The 15,234-nt window shown below is 45.9% G+C and carries 11 protein-coding genes; 7 read left to right on the forward strand and 4 right to left on the reverse strand.

The window, feature by feature from the left end:
• From AC1U9Z_RS13490 to AC1U9Z_RS13510, 5 genes are read left to right on the forward strand one after another with little or no spacing between them, the layout of a single operon-like run.
• Positions 1–1,623 carry a methyl-accepting chemotaxis protein gene (locus AC1U9Z_RS13490; RefSeq protein ID WP_479957821.1) on the forward strand — a complete coding sequence of 541 codons (1,623 nt, stop codon included), beginning with the start codon at positions 1–3 and terminating at the stop codon, positions 1,621–1,623.
• A gap of 13 nt (positions 1,624–1,636) precedes the next feature.
• Positions 1,637–3,988, forward strand: a complete 2,352-nt coding sequence (locus AC1U9Z_RS13495; RefSeq protein WP_479957823.1) for a hybrid sensor histidine kinase/response regulator — start codon at positions 1,637–1,639, stop codon at positions 3,986–3,988.
• 19 nt (positions 3,989–4,007) lie between these two features.
• Entirely contained in the window at positions 4,008–5,063 is a 1,056-nt protein-coding gene (gene cheB / locus AC1U9Z_RS13500) for a chemotaxis-specific protein-glutamate methyltransferase CheB (RefSeq protein WP_479957825.1), read from the forward strand.
• Positions 5,064–5,088: 25 nt separating this feature from the next.
• The gene (locus tag AC1U9Z_RS13505) at positions 5,089–6,462 is read left to right on the forward strand and encodes a diguanylate cyclase domain-containing protein (protein WP_479957826.1); all 1,374 of its coding nucleotides are present in this window, start codon (positions 5,089–5,091) and stop codon (positions 6,460–6,462) included.
• A 16-nt stretch (positions 6,463–6,478) separates the two neighbouring features.
• A complete protein-coding gene (locus AC1U9Z_RS13510) occupies positions 6,479–7,636 on the forward strand; it encodes a PAS domain-containing sensor histidine kinase (RefSeq protein WP_479957827.1) in 1,158 nt (385 codons plus the stop codon).
• Between the two features lie 118 nt (positions 7,637–7,754).
• Here the strand turns inward: AC1U9Z_RS13510 and AC1U9Z_RS13515 are convergent, their stop codons facing one another.
• The gene (locus AC1U9Z_RS13515) at positions 7,755–8,042 is read right to left on the reverse strand and encodes a metal-sensitive transcriptional regulator (protein WP_479957829.1); all 288 of its coding nucleotides are present in this window, start codon (positions 8,040–8,042) and stop codon (positions 7,755–7,757) included.
• A 146-nt stretch (positions 8,043–8,188) separates the two neighbouring features.
• Here AC1U9Z_RS13515 and AC1U9Z_RS13520 point away from each other — a divergent pair, with 146 nt between their 5' ends.
• Entirely contained in the window at positions 8,189–10,645 is a 2,457-nt protein-coding gene (locus AC1U9Z_RS13520; protein WP_479957831.1) for a DsrE/DsrF/DrsH-like family protein, read from the forward strand.
• Between the two features lie 69 nt (positions 10,646–10,714).
• Here the strand turns inward: AC1U9Z_RS13520 and AC1U9Z_RS13525 are convergent, their stop codons facing one another.
• Genes AC1U9Z_RS13525 through AC1U9Z_RS13535 form a run of 3 tightly spaced genes read right to left on the reverse strand, consistent with a single transcriptional unit; the run spans position 10,715 to position 13,334 of the window.
• Positions 10,715–12,346, reverse strand: a complete 1,632-nt coding sequence (locus AC1U9Z_RS13525; RefSeq protein WP_479957833.1) for a GMC family oxidoreductase — start codon at positions 12,344–12,346, stop codon at positions 10,715–10,717.
• Positions 12,336–12,938 carry a gluconate 2-dehydrogenase subunit 3 family protein gene (locus AC1U9Z_RS13530; RefSeq protein ID WP_333531736.1) on the reverse strand — a complete coding sequence of 201 codons (603 nt, stop codon included), beginning with the start codon at positions 12,936–12,938 and terminating at the stop codon, positions 12,336–12,338. The genes AC1U9Z_RS13525 and AC1U9Z_RS13530 overlap by 11 nt, the downstream gene beginning before the upstream one ends.
• A 3-nt stretch (positions 12,939–12,941) precedes the next feature.
• Positions 12,942–13,334 carry a hypothetical protein gene (locus tag AC1U9Z_RS13535; protein ID WP_479957835.1) on the reverse strand — a complete coding sequence of 131 codons (393 nt, stop codon included), beginning with the start codon at positions 13,332–13,334 and terminating at the stop codon, positions 12,942–12,944.
• Positions 13,335–13,529: 195 nt separating this feature from the next.
• Between AC1U9Z_RS13535 and AC1U9Z_RS13540 the strand changes: the two genes are divergently transcribed.
• Positions 13,530–15,191 (forward strand): long-chain-fatty-acid--CoA ligase, encoded by a 1,662-nt coding sequence (locus AC1U9Z_RS13540; RefSeq protein WP_479957837.1) that lies wholly within the window; start codon positions 13,530–13,532, stop codon positions 15,189–15,191.
• Positions 15,192–15,234: the final 43 nt, after the last annotated feature.

Raw genomic sequence — 15,234 nt, forward strand, 5'->3', positions numbered from 1 at the left:
GTGAAATGGTTAAATAATTTTAAGATTGGCACCAAGTTATTAGCTGTGTTCACATTTGTAACGTTCTTTACGGCTATCTTAGGATATATTGCGGTTTATAATCTTAATCAAATCAAACAGAGGGATTTCGAGCTGTACCAAGTTAACACCCAACCTTTAAGTGAAATTTGTGTTGCAGCAATTTCCTTCCAAAGAATACGCGTCTGTCTGAGGGATATTGTTAATACCCATGATGCCAAATACAGAGATGCGATTTATGAATTGGATGGTAAGATAAATGATGAACTGGCTAAATTAGAGAAAACCATGGATGCCAAAGAAGCCAGTCAGAAGCTTACCGAGGTCAGGGCAAATATTGAGAAATTCAATGTCATAAGGGATCAAATCATTGATCAGGCCTTAAACAAAAAGGATGCAAAAGCAATGGAATTAATCTACCATGGCGATGGTTATCGTCTGGCCCAGAATATTGATGCAGACTTACAAAAAATCATGGATATCAAGGTAACCCAGGCGAAAGAAAAATCCGAGGCCAACATTCTAAATGCAAATACTGCTGAGAGAAATATGATCCTAACCATACTACTGGGTTTGGGTGTTTCCCTTGGCCTGGGTATCATGATCACGAAAAATATTCAGAAACCCCTTAAGCAGGTGGTAGAGGTTGCCGAACGCATATCGAATCGCGATATAACCGTAGATGTGTCCATGGAGGACAGAAAGGATGAACTGGGCCAGCTTCTAAGGACAATAAATCAGATGAGTACAAACCTGAGGGAAGAAATCGGTAAGGTTGCCACAGGAGTTGAGGTGCTCGTTGTTTCAGCGGGTGAAATTTCCGCCTCCACTTCACAATTTGTTACCGGTGCCCATGAAACAGCTTCGGCTGTGAGTGAGACCACCACCACCATGGAAGAAGTCAAACAAACCGCCCAACTCTCCAATGAAAAGGCCCAGTATGTATCGCAAATTGCGCAAAAGGCGGTGCAGGTTTCACAAAATGGCCAAAGATCTGTGGATGAAACCGTGCAGGGCATGAACAGAATTAAGGAGAAAATGGAACTGATTGCTGAGGGTATTATCAGACTCAGTGAACAAAGCCAAGCCATTGGAGAGATTATTTCCACAGTGGATGACCTGGCAGAACAGTCCAATTTACTGGCAGTGAATGCCTCCATAGAAGCCGCCAAGGCTGGGGATCAGGGTATTGGATTTGTGGTGGTGGCCCAGGAGATCAAAAGTATGGCGGAACAATCTAAACAGGCCACCTCCCAGGTGCGCAGTATCTTAAATGAGATTCAGAAGGCTACCAGTTCGGCAGTTATGGCAACCGAACAGGGTTATAAGGTCGTGGAGGATGGGGTAAAGCAATCCGCCGAAGCTGGGGAATCCATAAAAATGATGACCAAAACCATTTCCGAAGCGGCCCAGTCCGTTGTGCAGATTGCAGCCTCCGTGCAACAACAGTTTGTCGGCATGGATCAAGTGGCCTTAGCAATGGAAAGCATTCAACAGGCCAGCGGGCAAAATGCCGACGGTGCTAGGCAATTGGAGCTAACTGCCCAAAGCCTGGCCGAGATGGGCAGGGATCTGAGGCAGTTGGTGCAAAGCTATAAGTTATAGTAGGGAGATTTTTATGACTAGCAGGAAAGAGGATGAATTTTTTCAACGACTCAAAAAAATGTTTTTTGTTGAAGCCGAAGAAAGAATAAAGGTTATGTCTTCGGGTCTGCTCCAACTGGAAGGGCAACCCCCACCAGAGGTTCAGGAAAAAATTGTAGAAACAATTTTTCGTGAAGCACACAGCTTGAAAGGGGCAGCCCGCTCGGTCAATATTACGGATATTGAGTCTATTTGCCATGCCCTAGAAAACATCCTAGCCCTTCTGAAACGAAAGGAAATCAATTTAACACTAGAATTATTTGACATATTGCATAAAAGCCTAGATGTTATGATCAGTTCCTTAGCCAATCCTGCAGGTAATCAAACTGCAATTTTTGAATTGGTGCAAACCTTACAGGGCCTGGAAGAACCCCTGTCAAAGGAAGTACAAAAGGAAGGAAACAAGGAAGAAATTGGTCTTAGCACGATGGAAATAGTTATTCCCCCTGAGACCTCGGCAACCGTGATCACAGAGCCAGTAGTTCAGCAGGGACCCCTTGATCAGAGCATCCCGAACAACCAATGTCAAAACATAAGTACGGATAAAAGCATCCGCATTTCCACTACAAAACTAGATGAAATTCTTTATCTGGCGGAGGAATTACTCCCAACTAAACTTGCGGCAGCCCAGCTTGTAGCAGAGCTCAGGCAAGTAACTGACAATGTAAAGACCAGGCAAAGGGAATTATTTAAATTAACCCCCCTTATGCGAAGGGCCCGGAAAATAATGGACAAAGGCTACCCCCTGGGTGATAGCAGTGAGCTGCTTAAATCCTTTGCGGCTTTGCTGGAGGTTTATGAACGGGAAATTGATTTTATTAAACACCTAGACAAAGATACCAAGACCATCAAGAAACTATCCGAGCATAACCATCGATATATATCCGGCAATGTCGATCATCTTTTGAAGCAAGTTAAAAAAACCCTGATGCAGCCGGTGGCTACCCTTTTTCATAACATACCAAAGGTTGTCCGGGATTTGTCTAGGTCCCAGGGCAAGGAAGTAAACCTTACCCTGCAGGGTTTAGAAGTTGAGGTAGATAAACGGATTTTAGAACAATTAAAGGACCCTATTTTACATATTGTACGGAATTGCATTGATCATGGTATTGAAACACCGGAAGTGCGTGAGAGAGTTGGCAAAACACGCCGGGGACTGCTCAATATATCGGTTACCCAGGTGGGGGGCAACAGGGTTGAAATAATTATCGGCGATGACGGGGCAGGAATCAATCTGGATCAAGTTAAAGAGGCAGCGGTCAGAGGTGGCTTATTAACAAAGCAACCGGAGGACCAGTTCGTGAATGAAGAACTATTAGATCTCATCTTCCTATCGGAAGTGTCAACTAGCCCTATTATTACCGATATCTCCGGCAGGGGGCTGGGGCTGGCCATTGTTCAAGAAAAGGTGGCAAACCTTGGCGGGGAAATCAAGGTAGAGACAGCACGGACTGTGGGTACTACCTTCCGATTACTGCTACCTGTAAATATCTCTACCTTTCGTGGCACACTGGTGAAGGCTGAGGGGCAAAATTTTATTGTGCCTTCTTCGGGGATAAATCAAGCGCTGCGGGTAAAAGAGGAAAGCATCAAAACCGTGGAAAACCGGGAAACCCTAGCGATCAATGGGCAGGCTATACCACTGATAAAATTGTCTGAGGTTTTGGAACTACCCGGTCAAGGGGCAGAACCAAAAAATACTGAACGTTTAAAAATAATTGTTATCAGTACAGCCCAAAAACAGATGGCCTTTCAGGTGGATGAAATCATCAGTGAGCAAGAGGTACTGGTTAAGTCATTGGGCAAGCAGCTTAGACGGGTAAGAAATATCAGTGGTGCCACGGTACTTGGCTCCGGGCAAGTTGTACCTATACTAAATGTCCATGACCTGCTTAAGTCGGCCATCAAATATCCCACGCACAAGTCAAAGGCGGTGACCAATGAGCCAGGGCAGACGGACCAAAGAAAATCTGTACTGCTTGTGGAGGATTCCATAACCTCCCGCATGCTGCTGAAAAACATTGTGGAATCGGCTGGTTATCGTGTAACCACTGCGGTGGACGGAGTGGATGCATTAACAACCTTGAAGACAGGGGAGTTTAACTTGGTTGTTTCGGATGTGGAAATGCCAAGACTGAATGGCTTTGACCTGACTAGTAAGATCAGGTCCGATGAAAAACTAGCGCATCTTCCGGTTATTTTAGTCACCAGTCTGGATTCAAGGGCAGATCGGGAGCGGGGTATTGATGTTGGTGCCAACGCATATATTGTTAAAAGTAGCTTTGACCATAGTGATTTGCTGGCAGTTATTAATAGACTTATATAAAATAGCGGGGTAACCAAAAATGATTAAGGTCTTAATCGTTGAAGATTCACCAGTTGTGCAAAGTTTGCTGGAGCATATACTTCGGTCCGATGCGGAAATAAAGGTAATTGGTACTGTAAGTAATGGCTTGGATGCGGTGGTTTTTGCTAAGAAGTATCAGCCCAACGTAATCACAATGGATATTGAGCTGCCCGGTATGAATGGCTTTGAAGCAACCAGAAGGATTTTAGAAGAAGCCCCTGTACCGATTATCATTGTTAGCTCTCATTATCAAAAGGAAAACCTAGCCATGACCTTCCAGGCCCTCGAGGCAGGTGCAGTGGCAGTGGAGGAGGCACCACCGGGAATTGGTCACCGGGAATTTGCTGAAAAAAGTAAAAGGCTGATCCAAACGATCAAATCCATTGCCAGAGTCAAGGTACGAACGAAAATGTTGTCACTACCCTTAAAGACATCACTTCCCCAAATAAGGCCTAAAAATATCGGAAAAAGAATTAAATGCATTGCCATCGGCGCTTCCACAGGTGGTCCTCTGGTGCTTAAAGAAATTTTCTCTCAACTACCGGCCGATTTTCCAGCACCTATTTTGGTTGTCCAGCATATTACTACGGGATTTTTAAAGGGGTTAGTTGATTGGTTAAACCAAACCACAGCCCTGCCAATTCACATCGCTTACCACGGGGAATATGCCCTGCCGGGACATGTCTACTTTGCACCGGATAGTTTTCATTTAGGGATACAATCCAATGGCCGACTGGTGCTTTCAAAGGAGGCACCGGAAAAGAATATTCGTCCAGCGGTTTCCTTTTTGTTTCGCTCTGTCAGTAAGGCCTTTGGCTCCTCTGCGGTGGGCATACTCTTGACTGGCATGGGCGAAGATGGTGCCCAAGGGTTAAAGACCATGCGGGAAAGACAGGCAATTACCATCGCGCAAAATAAAGAAAGCTGCGTTATTTTTGGTATGCCCGGGGAGGCCATTCGAATTGGAGCTGCTGCCTATGTCCTATCCCCAGAGGCAATTGCTTTAACCTTAAAGGAATTGGTGACTGGTTCATCTGAGCAAGGTTTTAACTAATTAACTTGGGTTTGGAGGGACAAAGTTGAATAATAAAGTAAAGATTCTAGTGGTAGAGGACAGTCGCACCCAAGCGGAACAACTGCGCTATATTCTGGAACAAAACGGCTATCAAGTTCATGTGACCTATAATGGGGTACAGGCCCTTGACTATATAAGCAGTAATAAACCCAGCATCATCATCAGTGACATAATTATGCCGGAAATGGATGGCTATGATCTCTGTAAAGCGGTTAAAACAAACGAAGGTCTCAAGGGTATACCAGTTATTTTGCTAACCGGACTCTCCGATGCCAAGGATGTTATTAAGGGTTTATCCTGTGGTGCAGATAACTTTGTGACGAAGCCCTTTAATGAACAATTTTTACTCTCACGCATACGTCACATCTTAATTAATCAGGAATTGAGACGTTGCGGCAGTACAGAAATGGGTATGGAGGTTTTCTTTGAGGGGCAAAAGCATTTCCTTACCTCCGAACGGATGCAGATTATCGACCTGCTGCTTTCTACCTTCGAAAATGCTGTGCAAAAGAATCTGGAATTGGAACAGTCCAATAACCAGCTAAAGGATGCTTTAAATAAAATTAAAATACTTGAACACAATTACCGCACAATTTTGGAAAAAAACAGTGATGCGATGGTGGTGGCTGACCGTCAAGGTGTAATGTGTTATGTTAATCCTGCTGCAGAAACCCTCTTTGGGTGTCCAGCCAAGGAAATAATGGATCAGCCCTTTAAATATAGTATGGCTTCAGGAGAAAAAAAGGAAGTTACCATTGAGCGGTTGAATAAAGACCTGCTGGTGGCTGAAATGCATGTGGTGGAAATAAACTGGGAAGGAAAAAACGCTTATCTTGCTTCCCTGCGGGACGTTACGGAAAATGTACAATTAAGGGAGAAATTGCGTAATCTATCCCTGCGTGATGAGTTAACCGGTTTGTATAACAGGCGGGGATTTATCACTTTGACTGAGCAACAGCTAAAGGTGACCAAACGTGCCGGGGAAAAATTAATGCTGTTCTTTGTTGACCTTGATAAGCTGAAAATGATAAATGATCAGCTCGGCCATCACGAGGGGGATCAGGCGTTAATTGATACCGCGAATATTTTAACCAAAACCTTTCGGGAATCAGATATCATTAGCCGATTGGGCGGCGATGAATTTGCTGTGCTGGTTTTAGGGGACCAGAAAGATAGGGTACCACAATTAACAACTCGTCTAATAGATCACGTAAATCGTCACAATGCCAAGGGTATCAGGCAATATGGTATATCCCTTAGTTTTGGGATTGCCTTTTTTGATGCAGAGCTACCCTGCAGCCTTGATGAATTGATAAATACTGCAGATAAAAATATGTATCAAAACAAAAGGAGCAAGGTTTGGGCTTGCAAATTTTAAAGGAGGTGTCAGATAGATGAATGAACTATTGTTTAACGACCACTTTACCCATTTTGCCCCGGCTGCTCGGCTACCAAAGGATAGGGTATTGGAACAGGTGGAAACGGTTAATAAGATTTATGCTGTGCACCCGATTTTTGAATCCTTTCCCAACATTATTCTAATTCTAAATCAGTACAGACAGATTGTTTATTGCAATGAAGCATTATTAGATGCACTAAAAATCGAAGACACTTATAAGGTTTTGGGGGCCAGGCCCGGGGAAGTGTTGGATTGTATTCATGCCTTCGAAAATGAAGCTGGTTGCGGTACCAGTGAGCATTGTTCCACCTGTGGGGCTGTCTTAGCCATTCTAGCTGCCCTGTCAGGTCAAGCGGCAGCGATGGAGTGTCGGGCGGTTGTCAAAAGACAAGGGGAGCTTGTTTCTTTGGAACTGCTTTTTACTGCTAAACCCCTGATATTGGAAGAGAAGAGTTTTACTGTTATTTTTGTTACCGATATCAGTGATGAAAAACGAAGAAAATCGTTGGAGCGCATCTTCTTTCATGATATTTTAAATACCGCCGGGAGTCTTCGGGGTATTGTAGAACTATTAAGTACCGTCAAAGATTCTGGCAAGGTGCAGGAAATGATGAGGGATTTGCAGGAAATAGCCGGGGATTTAATTGAGGAGATCCTCGACCAAAGGGATTTACTCAGTGCGGAAAATAACGAGCTAAGGGTAAGCCCGGAACCCTTTGATCCGGTGGAATTGTTAAACAGCATTATGGATCAGTATGTCAGGCAGCCCATTGCCCAAGGAGTTACCCTGGAATTTATAGGGGTTGCCGAAGAGATTACGATGGTCAGTGACCCTGTACTCTTGAAAAGGGTATTGGGCAACATGGTAAAAAACGCCTTAGAGGCTTCGGGGCAAGGTGAGGTTGTAACCCTAGGGCTCAGCCTAACGGATAATGAACTGCATTTTTCGGTCAATAATTCCAAGGAAATGCCCAGGGAGGTTCAACTACAGATATTTGACAGATTCTTTTCCACCAAAGGAAGTGGCAGAGGCCTGGGAACTTACAGCATGAAGTTAATTACAGAACGCTACCTCAAAGGGAGTATCTCCTTCACCGTCCAACCAGGCAAGGGCACTACCTTCACAGCCCGTTACCCCGTAGGTATTGGTTAGCCTAGGGACAAGAGGGACAGGTTGAGACCACTGAAAAAACAGGACTTTTTCAGTGGTCTCAACCTGTTCCCTTATCTCACCCATGTCCCATGTGTTTGCCCCGCTCTTTTCCCAACAGCTAAGAAAACTTTTTAAATACCTTCATAAAATCATCCAGTGATTCATTGAGTTCTATGCCCTGCTCCATGTTCTCCTGAATAGAATTGGCTAGATGACAGGCCAACACAGAGAAGCCTACCCGATTGATGGCGGCCTTAACGGCGGCAAGTTGTATCACTACATCGCTGCAACTGCGATTCTGGTCAATCATTTTGTGGATGCCGCGCACTTGACCCTCGATTTTTTTTAAGCGGCTCATTAACTCCTGTTGTAATTCAAGATTAACATTGGCCTGCATTACTACCATACCCCCTATGGTATTAGTGTATAATTTCCTTTAATTGATGTCAATAATTCACTAAAATAAACGTTGACTTAACTGGTAGAGGGTGTTATTTTTATTATAACAAGTACCCATACCCCTAGGGGTATGGGAGGCGGGAGTTGATTAAGATGTCAAGAAAAGTGTTAATCATAGGCGGGGTTGCTGGTGGTGCCAGTGCCGCAGCCAGACTAAGAAGGCTAGATGAAAGTGCAGAAATTATTCTCTTCGAAAGGGGAGAATACATTTCCTTTGCCAATTGTGGTTTGCCCTACTACCTCGGGGGGGTTATTCAGGAACGGGAAAATTTGTTGGTACAGACCGTTCAGGGGATGCAGGAAAGGTTTAACATTGATATTCGAGTGAAAAGTGAAGTGACTAGGATTCTGCGGCAAAGCAAAGAAGTCGAAGTGCTTGCGGGGGGTCAGACCTACCGGGAAAGCTATGATTATTTGCTGCTATCTCCCGGTGCCGCACCCATTTTACCTCCTATACCGGGGATGCAGCGGCAAGGCATCTATACCCTGAGAAACATGGCTGATGTAGATAAGATTAAGGGCTTTATTGAGGAACAGAAGCCCCAACGGGCTGCTGTGATAGGCGGCGGCTACGTTGGCATTGAAATGGCGGAAAATCTTAAACATGCCGGGCTTGCTGTGGTGGTCATTGAAGCGGCGGAACAGGTGATGGGACCTTTGGATGTAGAAATGGCCCGGATAGTAGAGCAGGAATTGCTAGCGAACGGAATCCACCTGATACTAAAGGATGCCGTTCAAAGCTTCCAAGGTGAGACGCAAATTGATATCCTATTGGGCAGTGGCAGGCAGGAGCAGGTGGATCTGGTTATTATGGCCGCGGGGGTACGGCCAGAGACAAAGCTAGCCCAAGAGGCAGGCTTAGAAATTGGGGCCAAGGGCGGCATCCTGGTGGATGAATATCTCAGGACCTCGGACCAGGCGATTTATGCCGTAGGTGATGCCATTGAAGTAAAAGATCGGCTAAGCGGGCAAAATGCCTTGATCCCCTTAGCAGGCCCAGCCAATAAACAGGGGCGCATTGCTGCCAATAATATTTGTGGGGCCAAGGACAAATATTTAGGCTCCCTCGGAACTTCTATTATCAAGGTATTTAATATTACTGCCGCAGCCACAGGCAATAATGAAAAGCTTCTCCAAAGGTCTGGCATTCCCTATCTAAAATCCTTTACCCACTCTGGTTCCCATGCGGGCTATTACCCCGGGGCCTTTATGTTGACCATGAAGCTTCTTTTCTCACCCACCGATGGGAAAATTCTGGGGGCACAAATTGTGGGTCGGCAGGGTGTGGATAAAAGAATTGATGTTTTGGCCACAGCCATCAAACATGGGCTGACAGTTTATGATCTGGAGGAGTTGGAACTGTCCTATGCCCCGCCTTACTCTTCCGCCAAGGACCCTGTTAATATGGCAGGCTTTACCGCTGCCAATATCCTGAAAGGCGATGTTAAGGTCCTGCATTGGGAGGATTTAAAGGGCTTGGCCAGAGAAGACCATCTGATTCTGGATGTTCGCACCAAAGAAGAATATGATAATGGTCATTTAGCAGGCTCAGTGCTAATGCCCGTGGATCGTATTCGACAGGGACTGGCGGAAATCCCCAGGGATAAAAAGATTATTATTTACTGTAAAGTAGGTCTCAGGGGGTATATCGCCTACCGGATTTTGGCCCAGCGGGGGTATGAGGTATATAACCTCAGTGGTGGCTATGAGATGCATTTGGCGGAACAATATAAATATGCGGAGGGTATTGATTTGAATGAGCAAATGACAAAATTTGAACATATACCTTCTCCCGTAGCAACACTAGAAGGAAAAACCGTGCAAGTGGATGCCTGTGGCTTGCAATGTCCTGGGCCTATTATGAAGGTCTATAAAGAAATGGAAAATCTTCAGATAGGGGAGGTCCTGGAGGTTCTGGCCTCGGATCCTTCCTTTCCCAGAGACGCGAAGGCCTGGTGTGAACGGACAGGAAACACCCTGCTTAGTTCCGAATCCACCGCTAAGGGGTACCGAGTGATGATTAAAAAGGGGAATGCTCAGGTGCCAGTACCTGCCCATAATCAAAACCCGCTGGATATTCCCCACGGCAAATCCATTATTGTCTTTAGCAGTGATTTAGATAAGGCCATTGCTTCTTTCATCATCGCCAATGGTGGTGCCGCCATGGGGAGAAAGGTGACTCTGTTCTTTACCTTCTGGGGACTAAATATCCTTAGAAAAGATGTGGTGGGCAGGGTTGAAAAAAACTTTATAGAAAGAATGTTTGGCTTTATGATGCCAAGGGGCAGCAAAAGGCTGGGACTATCCAAAATGAATATGGCTGGCATGGGTCCCAGGATGATTCGGAATATCATGCAGAAGAAAAATGTTGCCTCGCTGGAGGAATTAATTCAACAGGCCAAGGATAGTGGTGTACGGTTAGTGGCCTGTACCATGTCCATGGACCTAATGGGTATTAAGGCGGAGGAACTCATTGAGGGCATTGAATATGGCGGGGTGGCTTCTTATTTAGCAGAGGCGGAAGAATCGGATGTAAATTTATTTATTTAAATAGAAAAGTCAGTGGAACTTATGCAACAAAGGGTGCCTGGCACCCTTTGTTGCATAAGTGTTGAATACCTAGTAGGCTCTGATCTTTGCTTGCTCGATGATGTGGTCTGCGGTGCGGGCGGCCAGGGCCATGACTGTTTCGGTGGGGTTGCCGCCGCCGGAGGTGACAAAGACACTGGCACTGCAAATGTATAGATTGGCAATATCATGGCTGCGGCAGAAGGGGTCAACCACAGAGGTGGCAGGCTCCTGACCCATTCTGGTGCCGCCCATCAAGTGGGCGGAATCCGGTGTCACAAAGGCTGCTTTACCCCCCACTGCTTCCATGATTTCCTTGGCTTTGGCCATGGCATGGGCAATTAATTTGTTGTCATTATCACCGTAGCGAAAGGTGGACACTGCACGGGGTATGCCATATGCATCCTTCTCATCGCCCAATGTAAGGGTGTTGGCTGGGTTTGGCAGCACTTCACCCACCAGAGTAACCCGACCATAATAATTATAGTCCCGCATAATTTGGTAAAGATCTTTACCCCAGATGCCAGCCTTGGTGGCTATTCCCTTGGCCATGGCCACCGGCCGGGAACCGTGGGCGTGTAGGGTATAACCCCGCACAAAGCACCTGGAGAGATCCGTTTCATAGAATTCCTGGGTAGAAGCCAGCACGGGTGTACCCTTATAAAGTCTGACCTCCTGGTCAAATTTGGCATAGAGGTCATGGCTGCTGTGGGGCATAATGCATTTCCCCACCAGACCACTGCTGTTGGCTAGGCCCTCGGGAAACTTGGGACAGGCCGAATGAAGCAGCAAACGCGGTGTTTCTACCACAAAGCTGGCAAGGATGAAAACCCTGGCCCTTTGGGCATATTCCTTGCCAGCATGCACAAAGGTGACGCTGCTTACCCGGCCTGCTTTGTTTAAATCAAGATGGGTGACCATACAATCACTTAGGACCTCTGCTCCCAGTTGAATGGCCTTGGGAATATGGTGGATAAGGGTACTAAACTTGGCATTGGGCAGACAACCCTGGTTACAAAACCCTCGGTTGATACAAGGGGGACGGCCCTCAAAGGGGGCTGAGAGAATAGCCAGAGGTGTCACCACACTTCGGATGCCCAACCTTTCGCAACCCCGGCGAAATAACTGGGCATTGGCACTGATTGGTTCCCGCACGGGGTAAGGATAAGGTCCGGCAAATTCCCCCCAGGGAAATTCCTTGGGGCCGGAAACGGCTATGTCCCGTTCAATTTTATCATAGTAGGGTGCCAAATCCTCATAGGTTATGGGCCAATCTTCAGCCACACCATCCAGGGTCTTAACTTTAAAATCACTGGCGTGGAAGCGGAGAAAAACACCGGTAAAGTGGACTGTGCCTCCCCCAACACCCCGGCCGGAATTGTTATGACCAAAGCTGATGGGATCTTGGCCGGTGGAAAGGCGGGTGTCCTGCCAGCCCAGGGAATTCATGGACAGTTCATCACTGGCGAAATCTGTTTGGGGGTTCCAGTAGGGTCCTGCCTCCAGTACAATCACTTTAAAGCCAGCTTTACTTAGTTCATAGGCCAGCACACCACCGGCGGCGCCGGCTCCAACGATGCAAATATCTGCATCGTCTTTATATTTACGGTGGTCCAAATCATGGTAGCGATGGCCGGCGTAATGATCACAGTTATGAGTGACAAAGTCATGATTATTTTTCATCTTGCCGGGCCTCCCATGGATCAGTAAGTCCCTGCTCTACCCGTACATATCCCCGGGGATAGGCCGGACCGCCGTAGCCAATTTCAGACCAAACGATCGGGTGTGAAAAGTAGGCGCTGATAATTTCTGAGCTGAGTTTTTTAAATAATGCCTGCTGCTTTTCTTTATCCCAGCCGGGTAAAGGTTTAATTTGTCCCTCCTGAAGGGAGGAAAGGATAGAAAACTGCTGGTCGGTAGTCAGCTCTGTAAAGCTTTGATGATAGGAACCCTTGGCATAATTGTTAATGGCAGTTAGTCCCTCTTGGATTAACTGTTTTTCTGGTGGTATGGTTGGTTTACGTTGGGACTCACCCATTTTGGCTGTTAGTTTTTGGTCCATGTGATGCACCATGTAATCCAGCAGATCATGCCGGTCATCGTACACCAGATGGCTGGCAATAGTTTTAATTAGGTTAACCTCAACGTCTTTTAATACCTTTGGTTGATCAAAGGGCCCCAGCCTCTTAAGCACAATTTCCCTGGTATGGGGATCCCACTCATCTTGATACTTTAGTAAATCAAAGGAAGGGTAACGGGTTCGTTTTTCTTCCATAGCCTAGTACCTCCAATAAAGACCAATAAGGCCCAGTGTACTAATGGCCGCCACCATCAAGGGTAGTATTACAGGGGGTCCTACCAGGAAATTTTGCATCCGATAACCAGCCACACGTTCACCAACACCTTCTACATGGAAGCCAAAGCCAACTAAACCAGACAAAACTCCCAGGGCACAAAAAATACCTGTGACAGTTTTTAGTATGGACATGTTATAGAAAACCAAAGCCAGTAACAACAGGCCGATAATGGGCGTTGTTAATACAGGTCCCCACATGGCCCAATGACGAAAATTCTGACGGTAATGAAAAAGAGTTACCTGAATAAAAATTAATAGTGAAGCCATTGCTGCAAATAAAACGATTACCCTGGAAATTGGCCAGCCATCCCACATTGATTTTTCACCTCTGATTTGTTTACAAGGATAATAAAGGATAGCATCCCCTGGACAGGAAATATTTATGATGAGTCACTCTCTTTGTGATGATAAAAATGCTCTTTCGACATAATTTCTAAAGGAAAAATCGGTGTTAATACAGAAAAAATTCCCATGGCTTTATTTTAACCAGTTCTTAAGGAGGGTGACAAAATGAATAGCAAACTATGGCATAGACATTACCCGGAAGGAATACCCCAATATATAGACCTTCCGAATGTTTCCCTTTATGATTTTTTAGTACAATCGGCCAATCGGTACCCTGATAACACCGCCATTATATTTCAAAACCATGAACTGACCTATATTGAATTAAAAGAAAGAGTGGACCGTATTGCCACAGCATTGAGTGATCTGGGCATAAAAAAGGGAAACCGTGTGGCCATTTTGTTGCCCAACTGTCCACAACTGGTCATTTCTTATTATGCGATCATGCGTTTGGGGGCCATTGCAGTGATGGTGAATCCCATGTATACAGAAAGGGAATTAGCGTATATTCTAAAGGACTCTGGGGCAGCTACCTTAATTTATCTTGATCAGCTGCAGCCAAAGGTGGCGAAGATACTTCCCGATACCGCCATAGAGATTTTAATTGCTACCAGCGTGCAGCAGTACCTAGACCTTGGCAATGATCTTAATCAGACAGTTGGCGATGGTGGGGTGAAGGAGATCCTTTCCTTTGAACAGCTGCTGGTGAAATCCCTGCCAGCCCCACCAGAGGTGGCTCTGGATATAGATGAGGATATTGTTGTTCTCCAATATACTGGGGGAACCACCGGGGTAGTAAAGGGTGCCATGCTGACCCATCGTAACCTAGCAGGAAATACAATTCAAACCAGGCACTGGTTGAAGGAGTGCCAGGAGGGCAAGGAAAGATTTTTCTGTGTACTTCCCTTTTTTCATATCTTTGCCATGACCACTTGTATGAATTTGTCTGTTTACTTGGCTTCCACAATGATTTTAATTCCCCGTTTAGAGGCCATGAATTTACTAAAACAAATTGTCATGTATCAGCCCACAGTCTTTCAGGGAGTACCCTCCTTATATGTGGCTGTCATTGCCAACCCTGAGGTTAAAAAATACGATCTTTCTTCTATTCGCATCTGCCTGTCCGGTGGAGCACCTTTACCGGCGGAAGTACAACAAAAGTTTGAAGCTTTTACTGGTGCCAAGCTGGTTGAGGGATATGGGCTGACGGAAGCATCGCCGGTGACCCAGTGCAACCCCCTGAATGACCAGAAAGTGGATGGTTCCATTGGATTGCCGATGCCCAACACGGAAATAAAGATTGTTGATCTGGAAACTGGCAGTCAGGAATTACCCATTGGTGCAGTTGGCGAGTTATGCATTCGGGGACCACAAATCATGAAGGGCTATTGGCATATGCCGGAAGAAACAGCCAGGGTTCTGCGGGATGGCTGGTTGCATACCGGGGATATTGCCCGGCTGGATGAGAAGGGATTCACCCATATTGTGGATCGTAAGAAAGATCTGGTGATCAGTATGGGTTATAATATTTACCCAAGAGAGGTAGAAGAAGTAATCTATGGCCACCCCAAGGTAAAGGAAGCTGCTGTCATTGGAATCAAGGACCGCACCAGGGGGGAGGTATTAAAGGCCTTTGTTGTCCTGCATGAGGGTGAGGAGGCTAGAAGGGACGAAATAATCAAGTATTGCCGGCAGCACTTAACCCAGTATAAAGTACCCAAAAGGGTCGAGTTTCGCAAGGAATTACCCAAATCCACCGTGGGTAAAATTCTGCGGCGGATACTTGTTGAAGAGGAAGCAGCTAAGGATAAAAAATATAGTTTCTAATGGATCGGACTGTGTGGGGAACGGTCAAGACCATTGCCTGCGA

This window comes from Desulfotomaculum sp. (assembly GCF_982386235.1).

Excerpts from the sequence above, each read along its gene's own strand:
- AC1U9Z_RS13495 (WP_479957823.1), top strand. The coding sequence starts at position 1,637 with ATGACTAGCAGGAAAGAGGATGAATTTTTTCAACGACTCAAAAAAATG.
- cheB (WP_479957825.1), top strand. The coding sequence starts at position 4,008 with ATGATTAAGGTCTTAATCGTTGAAGATTCACCAGTTGTGCAAAGTTTG.
- AC1U9Z_RS13510 (WP_479957827.1), top strand. The coding sequence starts at position 6,479 with ATGAATGAACTATTGTTTAACGACCACTTTACCCATTTTGCCCCGGCT.
- AC1U9Z_RS13515 (WP_479957829.1), bottom strand. The coding sequence starts at position 8,042 with ATGGTAGTAATGCAGGCCAATGTTAATCTTGAATTACAACAGGAGTTA.
- AC1U9Z_RS13520 (WP_479957831.1), top strand. The coding sequence starts at position 8,189 with ATGTCAAGAAAAGTGTTAATCATAGGCGGGGTTGCTGGTGGTGCCAGT.
- AC1U9Z_RS13525 (WP_479957833.1), bottom strand. The coding sequence starts at position 12,346 with ATGAAAAATAATCATGACTTTGTCACTCATAACTGTGATCATTACGCC.
- AC1U9Z_RS13530 (WP_333531736.1), bottom strand. The coding sequence starts at position 12,938 with ATGGAAGAAAAACGAACCCGTTACCCTTCCTTTGATTTACTAAAGTAT.
- AC1U9Z_RS13535 (WP_479957835.1), bottom strand. The coding sequence starts at position 13,334 with ATGTGGGATGGCTGGCCAATTTCCAGGGTAATCGTTTTATTTGCAGCA.
- AC1U9Z_RS13540 (WP_479957837.1), top strand. The coding sequence starts at position 13,530 with ATGAATAGCAAACTATGGCATAGACATTACCCGGAAGGAATACCCCAA.